Origin of the sequence: Paenibacillus sp. FSL K6-0276, assembly GCF_037977235.1 — a bacterium.
Taxonomy (GTDB): domain Bacteria; phylum Bacillota; class Bacilli; order Paenibacillales; family Paenibacillaceae; genus Paenibacillus_AQ.
The window spans coordinates 3,223,373-3,248,218 of sequence record NZ_CP150276.1 but is presented as its reverse complement, the minus strand read 5'-3'; the positions used below and the strand labels follow the sequence as shown (position 1 = coordinate 3,248,218).

Genomic DNA, 24,846 nt, shown 5'->3' with positions numbered 1-24,846 from the left:
GCTCCCTATGCGCTTGCACCGTTTGATTGCTATTTTATTATTAGTGGAATCGAGAGGGAAAATGAAGGCCAATGATTTAGCTCTAGCCCTGGAGACCTCCATTCGTTCTATCTATAGGGACATTGATGTACTAGCTGAAGCAGGGATACCTATGTTATCCACGCCGGGACCGAATGGTGGCATCTCCTTAATGGAGGGTTATACAGTTAACCTGAATCAGCTTCACGGCGAAGATGTAATCAATCTATATCTAACAGGAATGGGGATCTATACTGGCGGTCATACTCATTCCGGATTAAAGCTAAAGACAACCCTGCTGAAATTAGAAAAAACATTACCCGCTTCCTATCAAACGGATATCCAGAAGGCACAAAGACGTTTTTATTTCGATGATACGCCTTGGTGGACAGAACGCTTAGAAATACCTTGTCTAGAATCAATTCGGACAGCCGTTTGGAGATCTCAGAAACTACAAATCGAGTACCACAAGATGAACGGAGAAGTAACATGCCGGAAATTGCAGCCCTATGGTCTTGTGGTGAAAAAAGAAGAGTGGTACCTTATAGCCTTCTGTGAAGAAGTCGAACAAATCCGCACGTTTAAATGTGAGCGAATCGCTTCTACGCAGCTTTTGGAGGAAGAGTACGTTATCCCTCAGGACTTTTCATTAGAAGAGCACTGGAAGCAGCAGGGACAGGCATTTAAGCAATCTTGTAAAGAGGAGGAGGTCTATCCTATTGTGATTAGAATGAATAAGAGGAGAGAGGCTTCTCTACATGGGGTGGAGATCATGAACAGGTTAGAGGAAGGAGATCAAATAACCCTGATTGTAAATATGTATAGCTATAAAAGTGCTTGTACGAATGTTTGGGGGATGTTAGGTCAATCCGAGATTGTGGAACCTTTGGAACTGAGACAATATGTGAAAGAGCAAGTGAATTTGCTGCATAGGATATACAATTAGTTTACACTCTTATGAAAAAGAGACCGTCTCGATTGCATCTACTGCAATGAAACGGTCCGTTTTTATTTTAAATATGTTATATACGTTCAAATAGTTTACATAATGATGAATATGTTAACTAATGACGGCTCACCCAAGAAATAACCCTTAGTTTTGAATAAATTATCCTTTTATTACATTAGATTCAACGCCAAGAGACAACTTTTCTCTGGCAGTTAGTCTTTTATGAGCAACGATTAGAAAAGGAAGGCCAATAGCAGTCGTTAAAGCCAATGGCAGGAAGATAGCAAGGCCGTTCTGAGCTCCATAATGGTCAAGTAATACTCCTCCGAAGATAGGTGCTATTACACTCCCTAAATTATTAAATCCAATCGTTCCAAAGTACGTACCTTTCATTTCAGGCTTAGCGATCCGATCAATCAACATATCCATCATCGTAAAGAGCAGGACTTCCCCTATAGTGAACAGAACCACACTGAACATAAGAAGGGCTACTCCTCCAGCCAAACCAACTAAGAGAAGACTGAGTGCAATACAGATATTTCCTAGAATTAAGGGAACAATCGGTGAGAATTTGCTTGCAGTACGTACAATTGGATATTGTACCACAAGTACGGTGACAGCATTTAGCGACAACATATAGGAAAATAATTGCCCACCATTTGTGAAATGGGTGTTCATTGCTAAATACTGTGCCATTGTTGAGCCAAAATGTCCGTATCCTAATACACAAAAGATAGTACCCAGTAACACAGGCAGGAATACACGGTCTCTACCGGTTGTTGCCAAAGCTTCAAGTAAACGTGGTGCTTCAGCTTGAGTACGGTTCGGCAAGCTTGAACGGTGTAATTTGAATTGAATGAATAATACAATTCCGTATGCAACATATACAATTCCAGCGATCATAAAAGGAAATGTAGATTCTGCAGAGCCGAGCTGTAGTCCAATAATCGGACCAAATACAACGCCAAGATTAATGGCAGCGTATCTAAGATTAAATACAAGCAGCTTACTTTCAGCTGGTGTAATGTCGGACAAAAGTGCCCGTGAAGTGGGCTCAAATACAGATCTGCATAATCCGTTCAGGGTGTTCACCAGAAAGAATACCCACAAATGTTGAGCAACTGAGAATCCGAAGAATACAGCCGCCCAGCCGAATACGGAGATTAACATAACGATTTTGCGGCCTACAATATCCGAGATGTATCCTCCGTAGAAGCTGGCCATTACTCCTGCCAGTGAGCTTACGGCTACCGTAATCCCCGTTTGGGTGGGGGTTGCTCCAAGGACTTGGGTTAAATAGATGGATAAGAACGGAATGCTCATTGAAGTTACCAAACGTCCGAACATCGTACCGACGATGATAGTCCAAGCTAGAGGGTGAATATGCCTTAGATGCTGATTCATAATTGAAAAGGTCTCCTAGTCTGATAGCTATAATATTAGTACTGCATATTCATTGCTGATATATGTATAATTATAATGATAAAAGGGGGAAGTAAAAGTGTAAGATTCTCTTACAGTGTTTCACCTTTAAAGGAGTGAACGATTATGGACCATAACAGTAATCATTTTTTATGTTTATCAGCAGCTGTCCTACCTACTACAGGAACAGATGAACCTATTCCTGTAACGATAGAATCACTGGCTTCGATTCTTTGTTGTACTCCACGGAACGTAAAATTTATTTTGCGAAAGCTTGAAGAGCAGGGATTTATACACTGGCAGCCGGGAAGAGGGCGCGGGCATATATCGCAGTTAACTTTTCTACGAACGATTGAAGAAGTGCTGGAGGGCAACTTTCAGGAACTAATAAGTAAAGGAAAGATTAAGGAAGCCATAGAGTTATTAAGTCGTGGCCAAGTTAGCGATCCATTAAAGGAACGGTTGTTAATGGTGTTAAACAAGCAGATGGGCTTCCGTAGTGAATCGGAGTCGACATCAGGATTGGACGTCTTGCGAATAACACGTAATCGGCATTTGGAAGTACTGGATCCAGCATATGTATACACCGCGTTTGAATCCTACTTACTTGGACAAATTTATAGCACATTAGTTACCTATGATGCGGCTAGTGATTCCTTTCTCCCCGGACTGGCTCATATGTGGGAAGCCAATGAAGATCATACAAGTTATATTTTTTATCTCCGTAAGGGTGTGCGGTTCCATCACGGTAGGATTATGACCTCGAGAGATGTAAAAGAGACATTTCAGCGGCTTATAGACTTGAACAGTCCGGCGTTAAGTCTGTATAAGGATATTGAGCGAGTTGAACTCGAAAGTGATCACCGGATCCGGTTCGAACTATCTCGTCCGAATCTCTTTTTTCTCCACATGTTCAGTTGTATTCATATGTCGATTCTTCCTTTTGATGTAGATCTCGCTAATGAAGTGAGTGGAACAGGACCTTACCGTTTACTAGATCTAAATGAAGATGTGTTAGTCCTAACGGCTTTTGATTATTATTACGGAATTCGCCCGCTGCTAGATCGTGTGGAGATTTGGTATTTGCCAGAACAAGCTTCAAATGAACGATTGTACGAACTACCAAATCCCGTTCAAGGAGAGCTATTACCTAATATCATCTGTAACCACAGTATTGACTACCCTGCCCTGGGATGCCGATATATCCTGTTTAATTTCCATAAGGAAGGCATTCATCAAAATCTACAATTTCGGCAGGCGATTCGTATACTTTACAGTCGAGCGGCTTTAATTAAGGAGTTAGGAGGGAACCGTATTACTCCTGCTGATAGCTTTTTACCTTGGGAGAGCAGTAAGAGGGATTTCGTAGAGCCTGCCTTGGAGCACGCAAGAAACCTGTTATTGGCGAGTGGATATCAAGGAGAAACCTTAACATTTGCTACTAAAGATAAAAAAGAAGAGCGAGAAGAAGCTTTGTGGTTTCAAGAACGGGCTGCTTCAGTTGGACTGCAAATTAAACTCAATTTATTCAATGAATTTAACTCAGAAACCATAAAGAAAAAGAACACCGCTGAAATCCTGCTTGTTGAAGAGGTTCTTGAAGATGACTGGCAGTGGGGTATGATTAACTACTTTAATAATAAATCTAATTATTTATTTTCACTGCTGCAGAACGATCAGGTCATGTTATTCTCAAAGCTACTAGACGAATTCACGCAATCCCCTAAGGAGGAAAGAATTAAGTTACTGGACCAGGCGGAAGGTGTGCTTAGAGACAACTTTTGGGTGTTACATGGCTGTCATATGAATAAAAAAGCACAGCTTAATCAAAGCTTGTTTGGCCTTCATACGGGCTCATTTGGCTTCCTAGATATCTCCAAGCTATGGATCAAAACTACTAGTTTTTAAGAAGAGTTATCTAAAAATTGTTAAAATATAAGAAAGTATAAATTTCACGCGATACATTATCCTTCTATTTCTCGCATAGACGCTTACCGTCCTTTAGGGACGCCGAAGGCGTTTATGCTTGTACAGGAATGTTATCTTTTGCTATACTTTCCGGAGGCTGTATCGATTAATTATCGAATGGTGCTCTAATAGGTTTTGATATATGAATAATAATTCACTTGTAGCCATGGAGGTGAACTCGTTGGATTTTGCTCTGATCCGTAAGGACCGAGACAAAAGAACGGTCGATACTTGACACTTTTTTTGCCTTTCGGACCTGTTTAGCAGATAGCTAAAAGGTCTTTTTGTTTGTTCAAATTAAGGAAAAAGAAGGAGAGATTATCATGCGTTTTCTTATCGTGGGTGCAGGCGCTATAGGTGGGTATTTCGGAGGTCGTCTAGTTCAAAAAGGAGAAGATGTTGCTTTTCTCGTTCGTGCTGCCAAAAAGATTCGGTTAGAAGCGGACGGTTTGATGGTAAAAAGTGTTCATGGGGATATACAGACATCTGTGCGAACGATTACATATAGGGAAGGGACTGAACCTTTCGACTGCATTGTTATAGCGGTTAAGGCTTACCATTTGCTTCAGGTAATGAATGACATTGAGCCCTACGTCGGTGAACATACACTGATACTCCCGCTCCTCAATGGATATGATCATTTTAGCATTTTGCAGAAGCGTTTTGGTCCAGAACATGTACTAGGTGGTCTTTGTTATATTGAAACAACGCTAGATTCTGCTGGCACTATCGTTCAAAGTAGCTCGTTCCATAGTATTGTATTTGGTGAATGGACGGGTGGGGAATCAGAACGAACCCAGTTGCTTCTTGGTCATTTGGATAATGCGGGATTCACTGTGATGTTAAGTTCTGACATTCAGCGCGAAGTATGGCAGAAATATATATTCGTAGCTAGTCTAAGTGGGATTACAACTTTAATGGATAGCTCTGTTGGGCCTATTTTAGCCTCATCACCTGCACGTGCTATCTATGAGCAGCTTCTACAAGAGATTGTGAGCCTGGCTCAAAAAGCAGGAATGCCTGTGGGACCAGAAATGACAGCTTCTACGATGCAAAAGATGCTTTCTGTGCTACCCGAATTCACTTCATCCATGCATCGGGATATGCATAAGCAATTGCCTGTAGAGGCAGACCATCTGCATGGTGCACTTCTGGGTATGGCTTTACCGGGTCAAAGCGCATATCCTGTTCTCGAAACCGTGTATGCCCGTTTGAAAGTATACGAAAGCGTTAATGATATGAGATGATTTATATTAAATCACAGTAAGGAGCTGGACAATCATGAAGGAAATGGATCAAAAGATCATGACTTTTCTAATGTTCGAAGGCAAGGCAGAAGAAGCAATGAATTTCTACACTTCTTTATTTGATGATTCCGAAATCATCAGCATTAAGCGCTATGGAGCGAACGAAGCAGGGACTGAAGGGAGTGTTATGCGGGCTTCTTTTACATTACATGGACAAGTTTTTATGTGTATAGATAGCCATGTGCAGCATGGATTCACCTTTACTCCGGCGGTATCCTTATATGTGAATTGTGAGAGTGAAGCCGAAATTGAAAAGGTCTTTGAAGAATTAGGTCAAGGTGGACAGGTCCTAATGCCTCTGGGAAGTTATCCGTTCAGTCCTAAATTTGGCTGGGTAGCGGATCGTTTTGGCGTGTCCTGGCAATTAAATCTTTTGGGGAATGCGTAAAACATTATAAGCGTATCGGTTCTACGCAAGGGACCAAAGTGAAGGCATACGATATCATGCGTAAAAAAGAGTAACTAAATACTCCGCGTCATAAGCAGCCGGGGCCGTCTGTTGAATGACGACCCCGGCCGCATAGTGAACGGAGCAGATAGGTATGGAGACCTCCTAATTTCAAATCATTTGTGGCTATTACTCCCTGTGAGATCGCTGGAAAACTCTCGTTCAGATGATTGAAGCCCACTTACTACTAATGATGAGATTCTCTTGGCGACTTCTTCTTGATGCATATTGATATTCGCTGTTAACCATTGATAGACACCTTCATGGATCACTTGTGCAATAATAGGTACATAAAAGTTCTTCTCGTTATCTGGATAGATATGTCTTAAAGCTTTTGACAAGTGAACCATCAACTCATTTAAAATCTTCTCTTTCAATTGAGGTACAACCATCCCTATATAACTGCTGCGACATTGTATGTTCGGTTGCTTATAGAAATCGAATACCGATAATACAAGTTGAGTGATGCCTTCTTGATCGAATTTCATTTCACCTTTAGTGTGTTTTACAATGGCAGCGGATGCGGAATCGCCCATAATGTAATCCAATAATTCGTATTTATCGTTAAAGTGTGCATAGAATGTGGCACGATTAACTTTAGCTCCCTTTGTTATGTCTACGATTGTTATTTTCTCAAAATCCTTCAGGGAAACTAACCGTAAAAAGGAGTCAATTAAAGACTGCTTAGTCTGTGTTATACGCATATTATTTACTTTAGTAGCCATTACTTCACTCCTACCCAACAATTGTTCAATCTTGTTGCTATAGCAACATTTGCAGGTTGATTGTTGATTGATACATTAAATTAGTAGCTGTATATTAGCAATTAAAGCAACAGCTGTTACTTTAATATATCATAGAGAAATTATCAATGATTATAAGTGAACTTAAAAAACTAAACATTGAAGCACAATCTTTTGTAGCGGATGTGACAGATTTAGCAGCTTTAAAACAAGCCTTTCAAGCTATAATAAAAGAGCTTGGTTCAATCGATGTACTAGAATTCAGTCCGTATGCAGGGTGGGATAAATTCACTCATGTGCTGGAAACTACACCTCAAAGTGTGTTAGAACAAATAAACAGTTATTTGCTGCTCGCCGTACTTTCGGTTAATGAAGTATTACCCGAGATGATCAATAGAGGGTCAGGAGCCATTCTTTTTCAAAATTAAAAAATAACCAGGAAAGAACTTTAATTTCCAGATTGCAACATGAACTTAGTTGATAAGTAAGTTGCCTTAATGGCGGCTTTTTATCTAATTAGGTCAGTCCATTATTCGACAGTTATAGCCGGAAGACTTGTATTTCTTAGCACAGAGAAGGAGGGTTTTAGGATGTCCATTAATCCATATCAGGTATGTTCGGTATTTGAAAGTGAGGGGTTCTTGTATAGATTGGTTCAAGAGGAAGACGCTGCGGACTTGTTAGAATGTTATTCTGACGCTGCTTCTATCCCGATCTTCAATAGTGATAACTGTAATAACGATTTTAACTTTCAAACGATAGAAGAGATGAGCAGCTGTATACGATTCTGGCTGGTTGAATATGAGCAGCAAGGTTACGTGCGTTTTAGTATCGTGGAGAAGAATAGTGATAAGGCTGTTGGCACCACTGAATTTTTTGCGAGAAAAGAGAGAGTTGAAGGTATAGGGGTGGTTGGTGTCCTAAGGCTCGATCTGATCTCAAAACTGGAGAATGAAGTAGTTCTTACAGAGATCCTCTCCTTAATTGAGAAGGAGTTCTATGATTGTTTTGAGGTAGATGCGATGATTACCAAGGCCATTCCTAGAGCTGAGCAAAGAATCACTGCACTATTAAGTAGTGGTTATACTAAAATTGAGGGCTATGGACTGGTGCCTTTCAACGATTATTTTATTATCTCGAGGGCTTCTGGTGAGGAGTCGTAGTCTATAACTACATAAGTGAACAGAGGAGGTGAACCTTATGGTTTACGTCCTCTTTTTTTTGTAACAATGTGTAATTCTTAGTTAAACCTATTAATTACCAAAAGAAGTACAAGGAATGTGCTACTATCAATATAGTACATAAATTATGAGAATAAAGGGGAGTTATCTTGACTAATTCTTTAATTCATCCAGCAGAAGGAATAACCATTCGCAATTTTGAGCATGCAGACATGCCATTACTTGGTGGATTATACGACTCAGTTACTTCAAAGGAAAACGCTGTTTTTTGGTGGGTTGGGGATGAGGATAACTGGGCGAATGTGTACTGCGCCTTTGAGAACGGTAAAATGGTGGCTAAAGGACAAGTAGAGATCATGAATATTGTGCCACCTGGGCGTTCTGAAGAAAGTAGGCACTCCATATACCTGAATTTGAAAACAATAACTGAACGAGAGCAAGATTATGATTTATTAGATAGTATGTATCAAACACTCCTCATGAGAGCACTAGACTTAAAGGAAACTTTATCAAAAGAATATAAAACGACTCTATGTGTGGGGAATAACTCATCGGAGATCGCGAACACACAATTTTTTGAAAAAGAAAAGGGCTTCTGTCATTACAATAGCTTATTTAGAATGAATCATAATCTTAATGACACCTTTTCCGCTCCAGAACTAAGTAAGGAGTTTGATTTCGCAACTTGGATGATGGAGACACCTCAAGAAGAAGATCATTATTTAGAATTGGAAGCTGAGGTTTGGCCAGAAACCCCTCTAGGGAAAGAACGGCTATCTGAGTTTAAACAAAATCCTCGTTGGAGCTCGATGGTTGTTCGGGAAGAGGAGAGGATCGTAGGTAGCTTGATGGTATGGCAGGAAGAGAAAAGTGGTTATATTGAAAATGTATTTGTACTGGAGCCATGGAGAAGATCAGGGATTGCTAAGTATATGCTTTCCAAAGCATTGAACTATTTTAGAACGCATGGACTTGAAGAGGCTTATTTGATGGTGCTAACAAATAATGATTCTGCATTGCGTCTTTATGAATCTGTCGGATTCAATTTAACTAGTGAGGAAAGACGATATCGTATCGAAATTTAAAAGTTTTTTATGTAACGGATTACAAAGAAAAGTGCGGCATCATATTCATCGAGCAGATTAAGCAAAGTCCATCATTTGGATTTACTTGGTCCGATGATAGGTCGCACTTTATTTGTTTGGCAATCCGTCGTCTTAGTGAAGAGCGATTCAATTTAAGTTACTTGTTTACCCTCGCATTTCTTACATACGTTAACCTTCTCACCTGAAAGTCCTTTTCCGATATACAAGAGCTTAATTCGTGTGCTGCCGCAGATCAGGCATGTTCCCCTGCCCCGGGATGGAATACGCCAAAGTGCTTTGCCGCGCTTATTTTTGGACATAACTAGTCCCCACCTTTGTCATTGATATCCTATCGTATGAGCGAGGAAGACTAGAAGTTCAAGTTGGATTGAACGAGTATGTTCGTCAGATATTTATAAAGGAATAAATGTCAGCGTTTAATCGGGGAGCTATTTTATGCTGAAAAGGAAGCGAAAAAGGCTGTAAAATGCCCTTAAAAAACAGCGCATAACTTAAATTATACGCTGTTTTGATTTTAAGACGTTTTTTTGAGGTGACAGGGACACTTGGACGAGTGAATTGGAGGGGTTTTAAGGGGTTTTTTATAAATAACGGATGTCGATATCTCTAAATCTACCTGATGACATTTTGAGCATTCTGAATTGCAATGAGCCTTGTTTATAAGTGCCTCTGCTCTGATCCGGATTGACTGGAACTGGGAGCGGGATGATCTCGTTATGATCTTTTCCAAGACCATTTAATTTGATTTGTGTTCGGTTGATTTGTGCCCATATACTTTCGGGGTGAATTCCACTTGGAATACGAATTTTCGTGATCAGATAATTATGTGTGTCCAGATGTTCAAATTGCACACTTGAGGTTTCGTTCGTAAATGAGGAAGAGGTCGCTGCGGTAGCTTCTCTGATTATCTTTTCAACATATCCATCAATCTGGCTTGGATCCAGCTTCCATTGCTCTTCAAGCGACTTTAAGGATAACTTTTTCTTAAAAAAGGGATCTTCGTTCATCCAATCTAAAGGGTTCGATTTATTCGGTCTCATGAACGCTGAACCTCCTTCATTTTTAATCCATTGTATGGGCGTATGACTTACTCAGTGACATCTGGGCGAATATCTACATAGAATAGGTTATCATTCCGAAGGGAGGAGTGGTTTGGTGGTTTCGATCATCGGCAACATTAAAATCAACAACGTGGGCCCTAGTTCCACAGTTTTAGTAGGAAATACGGCATCCGTTATCTTGAGCAGTAACTCTAAAATCTATGCCGGTGCCAACTCCTTCTCCATAGGTGACTCTATAGGTACAAACATTACGAATAATGCAGCCAGTAGTACGAACACGATGGATTCAGATGTGGTGGATCAAGTATCGCCTCCTTAAGGGTGGGTTTACATGAATATTACGGTATATCAGTGCATATCGGTCAATCATCTAAAAATTGGTACGATTTCAAATTCATCGGTACTGCAGATCGGCACTTCCGGCCGAATTAATGCCTTGTCTCATAGTTATCAGTCTAGTGATGTTCCGGATTCATCTCCTGAGCCATCACCAGCGGTAAGTGATTCACCGCTTGTACGCTTGCCTCCACCAACTGAACTATATACACGCTAGAATTAGGCTCTTATCCTTCGCATACAATAAACCATAGGAGGGGGTTGTATGCACCCGTATTATGTTCAACAAGTCTTTAATGCATTAAGAGTACAATCAGAAAAGATTCAACTGCTAGAGAAACAGCTCCAAGATTTACAAGGTGACATAGACAGCATAAAGAACAATAAAACTGCAAGTATAGGGCCTATAAATTATCATTTTGAACAATTGAAAATCGAGAAGCTGGAAGGCACTTTAAACATAGGCATAACACCAAATGAGGGGAATAATCTTGATGAAGCGATAGTCAATGGAAAACCCCTCGGGGCGCAGGAAGCAGGTACAACGGCGTTATCTGATAAGATTCGTCCACAGATTCTGAAGTATGTGCAAGAGGAAGTTCCATCGCAATTTTCACGACTAGAAAGAGAGCAGAACTTGAGTATTGATGAGCAATACGTCCAAATGGTAACCCAGGACCTGCTGAATCAGATGGATGGGCGGATTAACGAGTATGTAAGCCAGCTCCCTACTGGAGAGGATGGGCGTGGATACACAGAAGAGGAAAGTGCTTCTATTGTAGAACAAATCAAACGAGATATTGTTACGGCAGTAGAGCGGCATTTGGAAATAAACATAACCGGAAGGCGGGAGCCGCATGAAAGTAACCGTGATTAACAGAGAGATAAATGTAAATGCAGTAAAGGTGGTTTCGATCTCGGGTTCATCAGTGTTTTTAGTAGGGGATACTCAGACGATTACTTGTTCCTCTCTTTATGACAACATAACGGAAAACATTGCGTGTGAGCCCAGTGATAAAGGGATAGTCCCGTCTGATGCCACCCTTCAGGATAGAAGTTAATCGCCTATGCGCAACTCGAGGATTCAAAATGTCTATATTAACAATTTATCTAACAGTTCCATATTCATCTGCGGATCTACCGAGCGTATTCAATCAAGTTTTGTTGGGAAGAAAGAAACTTCGTTGTCTAACACACAAGCAATGGATAGTTGCAATGAGGAGAATCCACTCTTTTTAAAACCAATTCCTGTTTGGTTAAATTGTGATGTGGAAGACGATGAGTTTAAGATACTGTCCCATCCTTTGGGATCGGATGTTTGTATGAAATACGTCAAAGTGTTATCCATTTCTTCTGGAACAACCTTCCAGATAGGGAATAATGACTCGATTGAGCTGAACAGTCGTATGAGAGAAAATATAAGTTAACATATTTAATATTATGTTAACTTATATTTCACGCAGTCAGAATTAGTGTAGTAAAGGAGCAGCAGGGCTCGTGTATTAAGAGGCGTGTTGCTCCTTTGTTTATATTAGAATCCTTCTTTTAACCAAGTGGTAGCCAGCTTGATGGCGGCTTTTTTGGCATTGGTTTCAGCTAAAGGATTTAGCATCACAAAATCATGTATGATCCCTTGAAAGCAAACTGCGGTGACAGTGACTCCTGCTTCACGTAATTTAGCGGCATAAGCTTCACCTTCATCACGTAGAACATCTGCTTCACCCGTTATGACTAGTGCTTCGGGTAGATCGCGTAACTGCTCTACACTAGCACGAAGCGGGGACGCTGTGATCTGATTCCGCTCCTCAGGGTCAGTGGTATATTGATCCCAGAACCATTTCATACCGTCCCGCTATAAGAAATATCCTTCGGCGAACTCATGATAGGATTCGGTATCAAATGAGGCATCCGTTACCGGATAGAACAAAAGTTGTTTCCCTATTTTAGGACCACTGCGTTCTTTAGCCATCAGAGTAATGGCAGCTGCCATATTCCCACCGACACTATCACCACCTATGGATAACTTGCTAGCATCAAGGGCATGTTTACTTCCCTGTTCAGCTATCCATTTCAGAACAGCATAGATTTCTTCAATTGCTGTAGGATATTTAGCTTCTGGAGAGAGCCTATAATTTGGAAAAACAATAGCAGCCTCCGCTCCAACAGCTAGTTCACGGATCAGACGGTCATGGGTATGTGCATTACCAAACACCCAGCCTGCACCATGAATGTAAAGAATCACTGGCAACGACGCTGAAGAGGAGCTAGGGGGCCGAACAATTCTAATAGAAACATTCCCGTTAGGCCCTCCTGGCACCATAAGATCTTCAATATCGACTTCAGATTTATATATCTCACTGGATTGTACTGTATCTACCGTTTCACGACCTTTTTCTGGTCCAAGATCAGGAAGGAATGGAGGTTTTGAATTATCATCGGCAAATTTCTGCGCTGCTGGCTCAAGAATGATCTTTGGTTGATTTGGCATGATGTATCGTCTCCTTTGTCTGGTCATAGTATAAGTTACCCTCTTCATTCCATAACCATCTAAACGAATGGTGAAACGAAAATGAATTAGAAGAAACCCGTAACCAATCCTGATAAAGGACTGGTTACGGGTTTCTGATCTTTTTAACATCTTTCGTTAACCCTCATAAATTTCATGACTTAAATCCTTCATTCCGGGAACCGCTTGTTTACGTTTGATACGAAAGATCAAAATAAACATCAAAGTAATAAGCAGCGGATAGCCTATCGCCCAGCCTGTAAACGGAAAAACGGCAGCAGTAGCTAGAAAAGAGATCCAGCTAATCGTCACACCTAAACGACTTCCTTTGAGCAGGCGTATCCCAGCGGCACAGCCTCCGATATAAGTCAGGATAAATGTCGCATTCGGAAACTGGATCAAAGTAGTTATTGATATCGTTCCGCTACCGTACAGTGACATCACCATTATAAAACAGAGGAACAGGAAGGCTATCCCACCGATAGGGGTATGATACGGTTTGGATAGTCTTCCCATCCATTGCGGCGCATAGCCCTGACGTGATAACGCATAAGCCACGCACGAGGCGGCACCGGCATAAGCGATAATGGTGGCGGTACAAATGAACAGACCTGTAAGACCTGCGATAAATCCTCCCCAATGTCCAAGTGGTTGGCTTATGATCCAGACAAGTGAGGTGCTCGAACCACCTTTAAGGTAGCTTTGTGTGCCAACCGTAGCTAAAGCGGATAAGAAATATAGAATACCAACAATAATAGCAGCGATGGTTACACCTTTAACTGCAGCCCGTTGTGGATCTTTGAACTCCTCAGAGAGATGTGAGACAGCTTCCCAACCAATAAAACACCAAAATAAGATTGCTGCAGCCTGACCAATGCTCATCCAGCCATGTGGGACAAAGGGAGTAAAGTGTTCAACCTCCATCCGAGGAAGCGCAGTAGCAAAGGAGAAAACGAGAACAGCTACAATCGCAATCACTACCGCAATTTGTACCTTTCCCGCCACCTGCATGCCAATCCAGTTTATAATTAGGCCAATGGCCAACATAACAGCAGCGATAGTAATTCTCGCAGGTTCATCCCAGCCCATTGCGGCTGTCATATAACCAGCTCCGGTCAACGCAGCGACAGGTGCACCAATCGGAACGGACATCAGGAAGAACCAGCCCACTAAAGATCCAGCTTTAGGTCCGAAAGCAAGGGTAACGAAGTGGGACACGCCTCCAGCGTTAGGGAATTTGGCAGAGAGTAGACCCATGGATAAGGCCATTGGCAAAATCAACAGCGTCATAAATCCCCATGCCAGCAATGAAGCGGGACCAGCCATTTCTGCGGCCAGCCCGGGGACGATTAAGACCCCTGAGCCCAATACAGCGCCGATATAAAGAGCTATGGCTTGCGGCATGCCGATGTTTCTTAATAAAGTGTTTGAACTTGAATCTTTCATGGTTTTTAATCCTGCTTTCATTGTCTTTTGTTTTAGAGTAGCAGATAATAGATCCATTGGAAAAACAGAATTTTTGAATAGTATCCATTCGAAATTCCGATGGGTTACTATCACTCAGGGGGCACGTATGGAATCACGTCATCTTTTTACCTTTATAGTCGTAGTGGAGACGGGTAGCTTCACACGCGCTGCACAGAAGCTCGATTATGCACAATCCAGTATCACCGCACAAATTCAGGCGCTAGAGACTGAAATTGGTCAGCCTTTATTCGATCGGATTAGTAAAAAGATCATCTTAACCGATGCAGGTCGCCGTTTGCTCCCATTCGCTCAAGAGATCTCCAGAATGCACTCTCTAGCGCAAGATGCTCTTCGCTCCGAGAGTGAGCTAACAGGGTCTTTACGGATTGGTGCACCTGAATCTCTGGCTGCTTTTCGCTTACCAGGCATTATCAAGGAATTTCGCGTGAAATATCCAAAGGTCCAAATTCTTCTGAAGCCTGGGGCTTGCTGGGAGCTAACGGATTTAGTCCGTTCCGGTGAACTGGATTTGGCCTTCTTACTGCAACCAGAGACGGAAGATAAAGATCTGAATATAGAAACACTGGTGCATGAACAAATGACCCTGATCGCCCCACCGGATCATCCCTTAATGAGTCTTCCAGTGGTAGAGCCGCTTCATCTTAAGGGAGAAACCATACTACATACGGAGACTGGTTGTAGCTACCGTACTTTGTTTGAAAGGTATTTGAACAGTCACGGGGTATTTCCTGACCCTACGCTAGAGTTCTGGAGCATTGAGGCGATCAAGCAGTGTGTTATGGCCGGTCTAGGCATCTCATTTATTCCACAAGTTACAGTGAACAACGAATTGGCGGAAGGCAAGCTAGCTAGATTGAATTGGAATGATGAATCACAGCGTGTTGCTACTCAAATAGCCTATCATCATAAGAAATGGAAATCGCCTGTACTTACTGAGTTTCTATCAAGCGTACACAAGCATGCTGAACAATGGAGAAGTTAAATATAAATCTCGTAGCTATTCTGTGGTACAATAGATTGTCGAAATCAGGGGAGGCTCGAAGCCATGAATGAGTGGAGTGAAGACTACGAAGAAGGGCTTGAGGCTTTTTTAATCTGGATGAAGGATGCCGGGTACACTCCCTATACGCAAAAATCCTATTTAACAGATGTAAGACAGTTTCTAGACAGTCTGAATGGTAAAAAACTAGAGACGGTGAAGAAGCTGCATGTTATTTCCTTTCTTACTTCAGTCCGTGAACGTGGAGTAAGTGATGCTACCCGTAACCGGAAGCATGCCTCTATTAACTGTTTTTTTAAGGCATTAATTGAGCTGGAAATGCTCCTAACCAATCCTGCAGCTGGAATCAAGAAATCTAAAACTGAGATCAATCGTGAGCCGGTCTACTTAGATGAAAGTGATCTGGGGCGATTTTTGTCTTCCATAGATGGAAAATATAAAGGCCGTAATTTAGCAGTCTTTTTGCTCATGTCCTATATGGGGCTTCGGGTGGGGGAAGTCCACACGCTGAATTTAAGTGATTATAATGTAGAAAGGCATTCACTCCGAGTGTTCGGTAAGGGACGTAAATGGCGTAATGTACCGATTCCAGAGGATGTGGTACCTTTTCTCGATCTGGCAATAGAAGAACGATTAAATCCTTGGCGCAGTAAAGAGGAGGCAATGTTCATTTCCCAAAAAGGACGGAGGTTGTCCATACGCGGCATCCAGCAAATCGCTACGGACACCTTCGATCGTTTCCAAAGGGATGTGCCTGCTGCACAACGTCGTCCATATTCCAGCCATAAGCTTCGACATTCTTTCGCTACCATGCTGTTACGAAAAGGGGCGGATCTGCGAACGGTACAAGAACTGCTCGGACACTCTTCCATTCAGACTACAACGGTTTACACGCATATCACGAGCCGGGAGAAGGAAGAAGCCATGTCGAAATTGCAAGTTCAGATTTGATAGGGAGAACTACGCTATGAACGGCTAACTAGAAAAGGGACGTGGCAATGAAGTTTAAAGTACAATTCCTTTCCTTTTATGTGATCCAAATTGAAGGTGGAGAGGAAAAAGGCCCAAAGTCGTACAAGCATTATCAACTTTGGATGACGAAGAGTATGAGTACAGTGAAATCAAGAAATTTCTAGACGGGGAATTCACTTGGGTAGCCAAACGAAAAGTAGAGAAAAACCCGCACACGGAGCTGGTCAAGGCCCCTAAAAAATAAATCAAGTCATGGAATATGTACAGACTTATGTCGAGACCAAGTGGCCAGATGAGAGTCATGAAGAGCGCCAACAGGCGGAAAGAGAACTGAAGTTATGGGATGCCAGCGAGAAGCGGGAGCATACCGAAGTAATGGAAGCAGCGGAACGTATCATTGAAATCAAACCTGAAATTGAGTTGAAATTCAAACTAGATGATACGCTAATCAAAGGACCATTGGCTGCGTTTGGTAACAAAATTCATATAGCCTTCTTAAACGGAAGGTATGAGTCATTTTGGAAGGGGATTCGTTCGTCTTTGACAAGGGATTCTCTCCTGTTGCGCTGCTGCAGCCTGAATCGTTTGAAGTGGTTGCTGTTCTGCTGTCATAAAAAAGGCTATCCCCAGCCATGATTCATGACATTCGGGACAGCCGCAATTCTTCACTTGCTTATAGTTCTAGCTTAGCTATCTCAGCTTTAAGCTTCTCAGCAGATTTCTGGAATAGAGCTTGTTCTGTATCATTCAATGGAAGATTCAGTACTTCTCGTACCCCGGAACGATCTACGACACAAGGGGCGCCAAGGTAGACATCCGAAACCCCGTTATAGTTATTTAATAAAGTAGAAACATTTAACACAGAACCTTCATTATGCAGAATGGAGACTACAATACGGTCAAGTGCTAGTGCTATTGCGTAAGAGGTTGAACCTTTGGCATCAATAATTTCATAAGCGGCATTCTTAGTATCTTGGAATATTTCATCTTGTTCTGCTTCGTCAAAACCGAGATCGATCCCGGCTACATTCGCTAGACTCCAAACCGGAAGCTCCGAGTCTCCGTGTTCGCCTATAATTTGTCCGTGAATACTGCGAGGATCAATTTCTTTGTGGCGACCGATCAGGTAGCGAAACCGCGCACTATCTAGCACCGTTCCTGAACCGATTACTCGTCTGCGATCAAATCCGCTTATTTTCAAAGTGGCATATGACAAAATATCTACAGGGTTAGTAGCAATAAGTAGTATCGCATGTTGATTATATTTCGTGATTTTTTGAACGATATCTTTGAAAATTGAAATGTTTTTACGGAGCAGATCTATCCGGGTTTCTCCCGGTTTTTGTGATGCACCGGCGGTTACAATGATGATGTCCGCTTCACGGCAATCTTCATATGTACCAGCCCATAGCTTCACACCACCAACAAAAGGCATGCCGTGATTCATATCCAACGCTTCTCCAAGTGCTTTCTTTTGATTAACGTCAATAAGTACGAGCTCAGGCATACGTCTCCGTAGCAGTAGTGTATAGGCTGTTGTTGTACCAACTGCTCCAGTGCCGATTACTACGACACGATTGGGTTTCGGGGGCATGATTTCATCTCCTCAGTATTTAAAATTTTTAGCTTTTAATCTTGTTCATCATAATCGTTAACGTTATTGTTTTCAAGCATGTCTTATTTAATTCATTACCCCATTTTGGGCATACTAAATAGTAATTCTCAAATCAGTTTAACACCAAGATAAGACAGGAGAGAATGTAAGTATGGATTTATTTCGCAAAAAACCGCTAATTGCACCTTCAAACTCCGGTGCAATCAAGCTAAACAAAACGCTTGGTGCGTTTGATCTTACGATGCTAGGAGTAGGGGCGATCATCGGTACTGGTATTTTTGTAATGACAGGAGTAGCAGCAGCAGAACACGCTGGACCTGGGCTTGTCATTTCATTCCTGCTAGCCGCTTTTGCATGCGTGCTGTCAGCTCTTTGTTATTCAGAATTCGCATCGACCATCCCTGTCTCCGGCAGTGCCTATGCTTATAGTTATGTAGCCTTTGGAGAACTGCTCGCTTGGATATTAGGGTGGGACCTGGTGTTAGAATATGGCGTTGCAGCAGCCGCAGTAAGCAGTGGGTGGTCAGGCTATTTGCAGGGACTTCTGGAGGGCTTTGGGATTCATATTCCTACAGCACTATCGGGGGCGTATAATGCCGAAGCAGGTACCATTATTAATTTACCAGCAGTGATTATCATTTTACTAATTTCCTATTTGCTGACACGGGGGACTAAAGAGACTGCTCGCTTTAATGCAATTATGGTTGTTATCAAAATAGCTGTAGTGCTTTTATTTATCGTAACGGGAATCTTCTATGTTAAACCAGAGAACTGGACTCCATTCCTACCATTTGGCTATCAAGGCGTTGTTAACGGTGCAGCTACTGTTTTCTTTGCCTACATAGGCTTTGATGCGATATCGACTGCTGCAGAAGAAGTAAAGCAGCCACAGCGCGATTTGCCTATAGGGATTATTTCATCCCTTGCCATATGCTCTGTATTGTATATTCTAGTTTCACTCGTATTAACGGGTATTGTACCCTATACAGATCTCAATGTTAGCGATCCCGTTTCTTATGCGCTTCGTGTCGTAAATCAGGATATGATAGCGGGACTGATCTCGGTTGGGGCTATAGCGGGAATGACCACAGTACTGCTGGTTATGCTGTTCGGTCAAACTCGACTGTTGTTTGCAATCTCTCGTGATGGTCTTTTGCCGCGAGGATTGTCTAAGATCAATGCTAAAACACAGACGCCTATACGAAGTACTTGGATGGTAGGCATCATTATAGCTGTATTAACAGGCTTTATACCTTTGGATCGCTTGGCTAACTTAACAAGCATTGGAACACTGTTTGCCTTTTTTGTTGTTTCTTTGGGTGTAATTGCCCTGCGGGTTATTCATCCCAACATGAAAAGAGGTTTCAGGGTACCCTGGGTACCTTTCATTCCGTTGCTAAGTGCGGCAACATGCGGATATTTGATGTATAATCTAGGTAGTGAGACATGGATTGGATTTCTTATTTGGACGGGTCTTGGACTTCTAATCTATTTTCTATACGGCTACCGTAATAGTAAGTTGAATCATAAATAAGATTTCAATTGAGAGGAGAGAGGGCATTGACATCTAGGACTGCGGGATTGAAAACACTAAGAATGTTTATGATGCTATTTTTTTTAGCGTGGATAGTCTCGGCATGTTCTTCACCTCCACCGGAGCCTTCTCCACAGCCACAGCCTACAGAAGCGCCGGAAGAAGGACAGACGATTACCCTGATTACACCACCTAGTAACAATACTAACAATGAGAGTGGCCCAAAATATCAAGTTCAAACTCGAATTACGGGTTTCCATCTGCTTAGTGAGACAGTGGGCATGGTCTGGGGTGTTACAAAAAATGAACTTCGTTTGTACGTTACCCATGATAATGGAGCGACGTGGGCTAATATTTCTCCTGCGCCAAATGTGCAGTTCACTTCCACCCCTGTCTATGGAAAAGGCATTTTTTTTACTGACCCTAATCATGGTTGGATTATAAGAAGTGCATTTGGTACGACAGAGAACATAGTGTTACGAACTACAGATGGAGGGAAGAGCTGGAAAATCTCATCACTAGGTGACGATAATGATGTAACTTCCGTTTATTTCAATTCACCAACACAGGGATGGTTGTTGACCTCCTCGAACGCTACTTCTAATAAAGAGAACAAGGCCCTCTATTCAACGTCAGACGGTGGGGCCACATGGGAAGAAGTGATGCAGAATGAACAATATAATCCGAACCTTCCAAATCATTCGATACCATTAACAGGTGTAAGCACTGGAATGATATTCAAGAACCGTGTAGATGGATTTGTGACTCTGCAGACAGGTGCCCTTCCTAAGATCTTTATGACCAAGGACGGTGGTCAGAGTTGGAATCCGGGACCACCTTTTCTGTTAAACGAACGACTAGAAGGCTGTGACAGAGTGATTACTGGCAAACCAGAGTTCTTCAATGATAGTAAATCTAATGGCTGGATGGATGTGGGCTGCCATAATGATAAGGAAAAGAAGATCACTTACCACGGTTACTTTACCGCTAATGGTGGAGAGAACTGGAAGTTCACACCCTTTGGATTAAAGAGTCAAACCGAAGGAAATCATCAGATTGCTCCTACGTTCTTGAATTCACAATTCGGTTGGGCTATCATTGACAACACCCTTTACCACACAGTTAATCAAGGGAACACTTGGCTCCCCCTTACAGAGGGCAGTGTTCTGCAGTCTAAGCTTGTGGAATATCCAGAGGCTGTTAAAATGCAGTTTATCTCCTCAGAGTTGGGTTGGCTTTTGCTTGAGAAAAAAGAACAAAAACGCTCGCTCCTCTTACAGACTACGAATGGTGGGATTAGTTGGCGTGTGATGTAAAGTGAATAGGGGCTGTCTCAAAAGTAGTGATTGCTACTTATGGGACAGCTTCTTTTTTGAGAGTAATTATGTGTTTTTTGATTGATTGAATATAAGGAAAAAACTTAATTAAAATTTTCTTTATAGATGTGAAAAAAATCACATGACATTTAAATGATCGTGTGATATATTTAACACATAGAACAAGTTCAAATTTTCACAAACTTAACTTTCGAATAGGAGAGATTACAATGAAAACTTTTGAAACAGATTATATGACAAGAAACCTGCTGCAACTTTGCTACAACTGTGATGACGCTCACCTGTGTGAAACGGAAGAAAAATGCAGAGCTTGCTGGGCAGATAACGGTATGTTAGATGAACAGACTGACGAAACTAAGCAATTGCTAGACCTCGTTCATGCTTAATCTGATCACTCAAAACTATGATTAAAGACCACTCGATTTCTTGAATTCTAAGAAAGCGAAGTGGTCTTTTTGCATCTAGTCTTACTAATTTAATGCTTTCTGGACTAGATGAGGCATATACATGTACAGAAGTGCCCGAAGCTAAGTAAAGGGCTGAATTACATGGGTATGAAGGGGGAAAACGTCATGGGAATGGGCCCGGATCTGTCATGGATGTTTGATTTCTCCGGAACGGTGATGCCGATATTTCTCATTGTAATGGTTGGTATTCTTGCTGTATCAGCAGGCAGGGGCTTGCTTCAATGGAGCCGGAACAATAGCTCACCCATGTTAACTATCCCTGCCCGTATCGTTAGCAAACGAAGTGAAATAAGGCAGCAGGTTCAAGAAGATAATGGTTCAAGTCGTACGAGTACAACATACTACTTAACGTACGAATTGAATGGTGGCAGTCGAATAGAATTTAAAGTAGATGGCCATGAATATGGAATGAGTGCAGAAGGCGATAAAGGCATGCTTACTTATCAAGGAACTAGATATTACGGATTTGAGCGACAGCCACAATACTCTACTGCGGAGTAGTTATTAGCTATACATTAATTCTAAAGCCATCTCCCTGTTCCATTCATCGGAGCAGGGAGATGGCTTTTATGTGCGAATAAATGTGCAACTAAGCGAAAAGCGACTGATTTGAAAATTAGGCGAGAACTGTCACCTCTTGGGCTAATGCACATACAATACAGCATGCAGTTAAGAACGAGGTTGCAATCAAGAAGCGACCCCAAGGAGGAGACAGCGTGGCCGTCATCAAAACGAACTCGGAAGATGTAAAGGTGCTGGCTCGGTTGATGAGAGCGGAAGCGGAAGAAGATGGAGATCTAGGCATGCTTATGGTCGGGAATGTTGGCGTCAATCGGATTCTTGGGAATTGCCTGGATTTTTTGAACATTCGTACTGTGAATGACATGGTCTATCAAAGTCCAGGAGGATTCGAAGCGCCGCAGAAATCATATTTCTATCAACGAGCAAGAGAAGCAGACATCCGTCTTGCCAAACGTGCAATTGCAGGTGAAAGAACTTGGCCAGCGACCAATGCTTTATGGTTCTTCCGTCCTGTAGGAGATTGTCCTCCAACCTGGTACAACCAACAAAACACAGGCCGCTTTAAAGCTCATTGTTTCTTTACTCCGACTGGAGAAGATTGCCCGGCTGTATTTATTGGCAATTAGCAGAGTAACTGTGTAAAAGAGAATTACTCATTATTATGAGTAATTCTCTCAGTAAGCTAGTGTAAAGTTTCTTTTGTGCCCAAAGGGAGCAGCTGCTCCGATAAACATTTAGGAGGTTTCATTAAATGATCGTTCAACCATACCGTCCCGTCACTTACACTATTGGTAGTGTTTCTTCAGGTATGCAAATGCCAATGTCAACAGGAATGCAAGGAATGCAAGGCATGCAAGGCATGGGCAGCATGCCGCCACAAGTCACTAGCGGAAGTCCGATGACACCAGGAGGGGTTGTAGTCCAAACCCCACCACAACAGTACGAACAATCTTATATCGAGAATATTTTCCGACTGAATTTAGGCAAAGTAGGTACATTTTATTATACGTACGAAAATAACAAAGAGTGGAATGCCAAAATCTACAAGGGTGTATTGGAAGCTGCGGGCCGTGACCACATTATTATCAGTGACCCAGAAACTGGTCAACGCACCGTATTACTTATGATTTATTTTGATTATGCTACATTTGATGAGCCCCTTACTTATCAATATCCTGGTGTGATCGGCAATCCCCCTACAACGAGAAACTGTCGCTAATCTAGTCCATATTTTTCGGATGAACCCCAAAGCCAAACGGTTAGGGGTTTTTCTTTATATATAATGATATTTTGGAATAATAAGGGGAATAAAGAGACCCATTTTTTTTCGAAAGGACACGCATGCTTGCGAATGCAACCAATATATTTATATAATGAAAGTATATATTCAAATTCGTGATTCTAGATTGGAGATGAAACCATTGGGAAATTGATACTGAAAGGAACAACTGGCAAGCTTCATGCCAATACTTTGAAAAAACGAAGGAGGTGGGCCTATCCATCCGTACGGAGAATGATGGATAGGATTATAAATTGAGCGACCCTTTACCCGGTATATTACACGTAGGTCTTATTATTCTGTTGGTATTGTTGAATGGATTCTTTGTTTCAGTCGAATATGCAATGGTGAAAGTACGAAGCGGTAGAATTGATACCCTTATTGAAGAAGGTAGTAAAAAAGCTTTAAAAGCGAGAAGCATCGTTCGCAACTTGGAAGGTTATCTATCCGCCTGTCAACTTGGTATTACATTGGCTTCGCTTGCGCTAGGATGGCTGGGGCAACCAGCTATAGCTAACCTTATCGGGCCTTTATTAGGAAGTATAGGTTTTGGAGTAACCACTGTTAATGTTGTATCTTTGATTATTGCTCTAATGTTCATAACTATCTTGCATATCGTACTTGGTGAGCTTGCACCTAAGACCATTGCAGTTAACAAGGCTGAATCTGTCCTTCTGCTAACATCTGGACCGATGAATGTGTTTTACAAGATCATGTATCCAGTGATATGGATCGTAAATGGGCTGGCACGTGGTTTATTGCGGATCTTCCGTTTAGCCCCAGCTTCAGAGCTGGGAACGGCGCATACGGAAGAAGAGATCCGTATTATCATGCAAGAAAGTAACAAAAGTGGCTTAATTGATAATACCGAAATGGCGCTGGTTGACAATATTTTTGAATTTGTTGATACAATGGCTCGGGAGATCATGATTCCTCGGACAGAAATGATCTGCCTGAATAATAATCTTTCAACTGAAGAGAACCTTGAGGTTGCTTTTGATGGAATGAGGACGCGTTATCCAGTCTGTGACGGAGATAAGGATCACATTCTAGGCTTCATTCATATCAAAGACTTAATTAGGGATCGCGCACAAAGCTATCATAAATTAATTCGTCCTATACTAACCGTTCCAGAATCTATTCAGATTAGTGCTCTGCTGAAGGTCATGCAGCGTGCGAAGACACAAATTGCCATTCTGATTGATGAGTACGGCGGAACATCAGGAATGGTTACGCTAGAAGATATCATGGAGGAAATTGTGGGCGAAATTCAGGATGAATTCGATGAAGAACGTCCTGGTGTTGAGAAGCTGGGGGAGGATGAACACTCCATCGACGGCTTGATGCTTATTGAAGAGATTAATGATCTTTTGGGTATCCATATGGAAACAGAGGATTACGATACGATAGGCGGTTGGTTGTATTCTAAACTGGAGGTTAATCCACCTCAAAAAGGGCAGTCTGTAGAATTTGATGATCATTTGTTTATTGTGGAAGAAACAGATAATAAGCGAATTTCTCGAATTAAGCTACTGAAGTTACAGCTATTGACTGAAGAAGCTGGTGCTTAATGAACTTATTTATAAT

At 41.9% G+C, this 24,846-nt stretch carries 25 protein-coding genes and 2 pseudogenes; 20 read left to right on the top strand and 7 right to left on the bottom strand.

Features of this window, described 5'->3' with window-relative positions; genetic code table 11:
• Positions 1-7: 7 nt before the first annotated feature.
• The gene (locus tag MHH52_RS15365) at positions 8-964 is read left to right on the top strand and encodes a WYL domain-containing protein (RefSeq protein ID WP_340003456.1); all 957 of its coding nucleotides are present in this window, start codon (positions 8-10) and stop codon (positions 962-964) included.
• Between the two features lie 162 nt (positions 965-1,126).
• On the opposite strand, the gene MHH52_RS15360 is transcribed toward MHH52_RS15365, so the two are convergent.
• Positions 1,127-2,371 carry an MFS transporter gene (locus tag MHH52_RS15360; protein ID WP_340003455.1) on the bottom strand — a complete coding sequence of 415 codons (1,245 nt, stop codon included), beginning with the start codon at positions 2,369-2,371 and terminating at the stop codon, positions 1,127-1,129.
• A gap of 144 nt (positions 2,372-2,515) precedes the next feature.
• Here MHH52_RS15360 and MHH52_RS15355 point away from each other — a divergent pair, with 144 nt between their 5' ends.
• The 3 genes from MHH52_RS15355 to MHH52_RS15345 all read left to right on the top strand — a co-directional run bounded on the left by MHH52_RS15355 (position 2,516) and on the right by MHH52_RS15345 (position 6,052).
• Positions 2,516-4,297 carry an ABC transporter substrate-binding protein gene (locus MHH52_RS15355; RefSeq protein WP_340003454.1) on the top strand — a complete coding sequence of 594 codons (1,782 nt, stop codon included), beginning with the start codon at positions 2,516-2,518 and terminating at the stop codon, positions 4,295-4,297.
• Between the two features lie 383 nt (positions 4,298-4,680).
• Positions 4,681-5,604 (top strand): ketopantoate reductase family protein, encoded by a 924-nt coding sequence (locus tag MHH52_RS15350; RefSeq protein ID WP_313641251.1) that lies wholly within the window; start codon positions 4,681-4,683, stop codon positions 5,602-5,604.
• Positions 5,605-5,638: 34 nt separating this feature from the next.
• Positions 5,639-6,052: a VOC family protein gene (locus tag MHH52_RS15345; protein ID WP_340003453.1), complete on the top strand. Its 414-nt coding sequence runs from the start codon at positions 5,639-5,641 to the stop codon at positions 6,050-6,052.
• 176 nt (positions 6,053-6,228) lie between these two features.
• Here the strand turns inward: MHH52_RS15345 and MHH52_RS15340 are convergent, their stop codons facing one another.
• On the bottom strand, positions 6,229-6,837 hold the full coding sequence (locus tag MHH52_RS15340) for a TetR/AcrR family transcriptional regulator (RefSeq protein ID WP_340003452.1): 609 nt from the start codon (positions 6,835-6,837) through the stop codon (positions 6,229-6,231).
• 146 nt (positions 6,838-6,983) lie between these two features.
• Between MHH52_RS15340 and MHH52_RS15335 the strand changes: the two genes are divergently transcribed.
• The 3 genes from MHH52_RS15335 (at position 6,984) to MHH52_RS15325 (ending at position 9,121) form a co-directional block, all read left to right on the top strand.
• Positions 6,984-7,283: an SDR family NAD(P)-dependent oxidoreductase gene (locus tag MHH52_RS15335; RefSeq protein WP_340003451.1), complete on the top strand. Its 300-nt coding sequence runs from the start codon at positions 6,984-6,986 to the stop codon at positions 7,281-7,283.
• Positions 7,284-7,445: 162 nt separating this feature from the next.
• On the top strand, positions 7,446-8,018 hold the full coding sequence (locus MHH52_RS15330; RefSeq protein WP_340003450.1) for a hypothetical protein: 573 nt from the start codon (positions 7,446-7,448) through the stop codon (positions 8,016-8,018).
• A 230-nt stretch (positions 8,019-8,248) separates the two neighbouring features.
• Positions 8,249-9,121 (top strand): GNAT family N-acetyltransferase, encoded by an 873-nt coding sequence (locus MHH52_RS15325; RefSeq protein ID WP_340009672.1) that lies wholly within the window; start codon positions 8,249-8,251, stop codon positions 9,119-9,121.
• 152 nt (positions 9,122-9,273) lie between these two features.
• On the opposite strand, the gene MHH52_RS15320 is transcribed toward MHH52_RS15325, so the two are convergent.
• Together MHH52_RS15320 and MHH52_RS15315 are read right to left on the bottom strand one after the other, a co-directional pair.
• Positions 9,274-9,441 carry a hypothetical protein gene (locus MHH52_RS15320; protein WP_313641256.1) on the bottom strand — a complete coding sequence of 56 codons (168 nt, stop codon included), beginning with the start codon at positions 9,439-9,441 and terminating at the stop codon, positions 9,274-9,276.
• Between the two features lie 282 nt (positions 9,442-9,723).
• Positions 9,724-10,182, bottom strand: coding sequence for a hypothetical protein (locus tag MHH52_RS15315; protein WP_340003449.1), 459 nt, complete (start codon positions 10,180-10,182; stop codon positions 9,724-9,726).
• 115 nt (positions 10,183-10,297) lie between these two features.
• Here MHH52_RS15315 and MHH52_RS15310 point away from each other — a divergent pair, with 115 nt between their 5' ends.
• The 3 genes from MHH52_RS15310 to gerPC are packed head-to-tail and all read left to right on the top strand — an operon-like array spanning position 10,298 to position 11,416.
• On the top strand, positions 10,298-10,522 hold the full coding sequence (locus MHH52_RS15310; RefSeq protein WP_340003448.1) for a spore germination protein: 225 nt from the start codon (positions 10,298-10,300) through the stop codon (positions 10,520-10,522).
• Between the two features lie 12 nt (positions 10,523-10,534).
• Positions 10,535-10,756, top strand: a complete 222-nt coding sequence (locus MHH52_RS15305; RefSeq protein ID WP_340003447.1) for a spore germination protein GerPB — start codon at positions 10,535-10,537, stop codon at positions 10,754-10,756.
• A 48-nt stretch (positions 10,757-10,804) separates the two neighbouring features.
• Positions 10,805-11,416 (top strand): spore germination protein GerPC, encoded by a 612-nt coding sequence (gerPC, locus tag MHH52_RS15300; protein WP_340003446.1) that lies wholly within the window; start codon positions 10,805-10,807, stop codon positions 11,414-11,416.
• Between the two features lie 654 nt (positions 11,417-12,070).
• Here gerPC and MHH52_RS15295 read toward each other — a convergent pair.
• Positions 12,071-13,027, bottom strand: a pseudogene (locus tag MHH52_RS15295) (alpha/beta hydrolase).
• A 156-nt stretch (positions 13,028-13,183) separates the two neighbouring features.
• A complete protein-coding gene (locus MHH52_RS15290; protein ID WP_340003445.1) occupies positions 13,184-14,491 on the bottom strand; it encodes an amino acid permease in 1,308 nt (435 codons plus the stop codon).
• Positions 14,492-14,618: 127 nt separating this feature from the next.
• Between MHH52_RS15290 and MHH52_RS15285 the strand changes: the two genes are divergently transcribed.
• The 3 genes and pseudogenes from MHH52_RS15285 (at position 14,619) to MHH52_RS15275 (ending at position 17,119) form a co-directional block, all read left to right on the top strand.
• Entirely contained in the window at positions 14,619-15,515 is an 897-nt protein-coding gene (locus MHH52_RS15285; RefSeq protein WP_340003444.1) for a LysR family transcriptional regulator, read from the top strand.
• A gap of 63 nt (positions 15,516-15,578) precedes the next feature.
• The gene (locus MHH52_RS15280) at positions 15,579-16,484 is read left to right on the top strand and encodes a tyrosine-type recombinase/integrase (protein WP_340003443.1); all 906 of its coding nucleotides are present in this window, start codon (positions 15,579-15,581) and stop codon (positions 16,482-16,484) included.
• Between the two features lie 47 nt (positions 16,485-16,531).
• A pseudogene (locus tag MHH52_RS15275) lies at positions 16,532-17,119 on the top strand (DUF3898 domain-containing protein).
• 59 nt (positions 17,120-17,178) lie between these two features.
• On the opposite strand, the gene MHH52_RS15270 reads toward MHH52_RS15275, so the two are convergent.
• Positions 17,179-18,099 carry an L-lactate dehydrogenase gene (locus MHH52_RS15270; RefSeq protein ID WP_340003441.1) on the bottom strand — a complete coding sequence of 307 codons (921 nt, stop codon included), beginning with the start codon at positions 18,097-18,099 and terminating at the stop codon, positions 17,179-17,181.
• A 172-nt stretch (positions 18,100-18,271) separates the two neighbouring features.
• On the opposite strand from MHH52_RS15270, the gene MHH52_RS15265 reads away from it, so the two are divergent.
• The 7 genes from MHH52_RS15265 (at position 18,272) to MHH52_RS15235 (ending at position 24,830) form a co-directional block, all read left to right on the top strand.
• Positions 18,272-19,654, top strand: a complete 1,383-nt coding sequence (locus tag MHH52_RS15265) for an amino acid permease (protein ID WP_340003440.1) — start codon at positions 18,272-18,274, stop codon at positions 19,652-19,654.
• 26 nt (positions 19,655-19,680) lie between these two features.
• Positions 19,681-20,970 carry a YCF48-related protein gene (locus tag MHH52_RS15260; protein ID WP_340003439.1) on the top strand — a complete coding sequence of 430 codons (1,290 nt, stop codon included), beginning with the start codon at positions 19,681-19,683 and terminating at the stop codon, positions 20,968-20,970.
• Between the two features lie 230 nt (positions 20,971-21,200).
• Positions 21,201-21,377, top strand: coding sequence for a hypothetical protein (locus tag MHH52_RS15255; protein ID WP_313641086.1), 177 nt, complete (start codon positions 21,201-21,203; stop codon positions 21,375-21,377).
• A gap of 192 nt (positions 21,378-21,569) precedes the next feature.
• Positions 21,570-21,959 carry a DUF2500 domain-containing protein gene (locus MHH52_RS15250; RefSeq protein WP_340009670.1) on the top strand — a complete coding sequence of 130 codons (390 nt, stop codon included), beginning with the start codon at positions 21,570-21,572 and terminating at the stop codon, positions 21,957-21,959.
• 215 nt (positions 21,960-22,174) lie between these two features.
• Positions 22,175-22,606: a cell wall hydrolase gene (locus tag MHH52_RS15245; RefSeq protein WP_042128184.1), complete on the top strand. Its 432-nt coding sequence runs from the start codon at positions 22,175-22,177 to the stop codon at positions 22,604-22,606.
• Positions 22,607-22,731: 125 nt separating this feature from the next.
• A complete protein-coding gene (gerQ, locus tag MHH52_RS15240; protein WP_340003437.1) occupies positions 22,732-23,199 on the top strand; it encodes a spore coat protein GerQ in 468 nt (155 codons plus the stop codon).
• Positions 23,200-23,513: 314 nt separating this feature from the next.
• Complete coding sequence (locus MHH52_RS15235; protein WP_313641089.1) at positions 23,514-24,830, top strand: hemolysin family protein; 1,317 nt, start codon at positions 23,514-23,516, stop codon at positions 24,828-24,830.
• Positions 24,831-24,846: the final 16 nt, after the last annotated feature.

Bases quoted from the DNA above. Each gene is read 5' to 3' on its own strand.
- MHH52_RS15365 (WP_340003456.1), top strand. From the start codon at position 8: ATGCGCTTGCACCGTTTGATTGCTATTTTATTATTAGTGGAATCGAGA.
- MHH52_RS15360 (WP_340003455.1), bottom strand. From the start codon at position 2,371: ATGAATCAGCATCTAAGGCATATTCACCCTCTAGCTTGGACTATCATC.
- MHH52_RS15355 (WP_340003454.1), top strand. From the start codon at position 2,516: ATGGACCATAACAGTAATCATTTTTTATGTTTATCAGCAGCTGTCCTA.
- MHH52_RS15350 (WP_313641251.1), top strand. From the start codon at position 4,681: ATGCGTTTTCTTATCGTGGGTGCAGGCGCTATAGGTGGGTATTTCGGA.
- MHH52_RS15345 (WP_340003453.1), top strand. From the start codon at position 5,639: ATGAAGGAAATGGATCAAAAGATCATGACTTTTCTAATGTTCGAAGGC.
- MHH52_RS15340 (WP_340003452.1), bottom strand. From the start codon at position 6,837: ATGGCTACTAAAGTAAATAATATGCGTATAACACAGACTAAGCAGTCT.
- MHH52_RS15335 (WP_340003451.1), top strand. From the start codon at position 6,984: ATGATTATAAGTGAACTTAAAAAACTAAACATTGAAGCACAATCTTTT.
- MHH52_RS15330 (WP_340003450.1), top strand. From the start codon at position 7,446: ATGTCCATTAATCCATATCAGGTATGTTCGGTATTTGAAAGTGAGGGG.
- MHH52_RS15325 (WP_340009672.1), top strand. From the start codon at position 8,249: ATGCCATTACTTGGTGGATTATACGACTCAGTTACTTCAAAGGAAAAC.
- MHH52_RS15320 (WP_313641256.1), bottom strand. From the start codon at position 9,441: ATGTCCAAAAATAAGCGCGGCAAAGCACTTTGGCGTATTCCATCCCGG.
- MHH52_RS15315 (WP_340003449.1), bottom strand. From the start codon at position 10,182: ATGAGACCGAATAAATCGAACCCTTTAGATTGGATGAACGAAGATCCC.
- MHH52_RS15305 (WP_340003447.1), top strand. From the start codon at position 10,535: ATGAATATTACGGTATATCAGTGCATATCGGTCAATCATCTAAAAATT.
- gerPC (WP_340003446.1), top strand. From the start codon at position 10,805: ATGCACCCGTATTATGTTCAACAAGTCTTTAATGCATTAAGAGTACAA.
- MHH52_RS15290 (WP_340003445.1), bottom strand. From the start codon at position 14,491: ATGAAAGATTCAAGTTCAAACACTTTATTAAGAAACATCGGCATGCCG.
- MHH52_RS15285 (WP_340003444.1), top strand. From the start codon at position 14,619: ATGGAATCACGTCATCTTTTTACCTTTATAGTCGTAGTGGAGACGGGT.
- MHH52_RS15280 (WP_340003443.1), top strand. From the start codon at position 15,579: ATGAATGAGTGGAGTGAAGACTACGAAGAAGGGCTTGAGGCTTTTTTA.
- MHH52_RS15270 (WP_340003441.1), bottom strand. From the start codon at position 18,099: ATGCCCCCGAAACCCAATCGTGTCGTAGTAATCGGCACTGGAGCAGTT.
- MHH52_RS15265 (WP_340003440.1), top strand. From the start codon at position 18,272: ATGGATTTATTTCGCAAAAAACCGCTAATTGCACCTTCAAACTCCGGT.
- MHH52_RS15255 (WP_313641086.1), top strand. From the start codon at position 21,201: ATGAAAACTTTTGAAACAGATTATATGACAAGAAACCTGCTGCAACTT.
- MHH52_RS15250 (WP_340009670.1), top strand. From the start codon at position 21,570: ATGGGCCCGGATCTGTCATGGATGTTTGATTTCTCCGGAACGGTGATG.
- gerQ (WP_340003437.1), top strand. From the start codon at position 22,732: ATGATCGTTCAACCATACCGTCCCGTCACTTACACTATTGGTAGTGTT.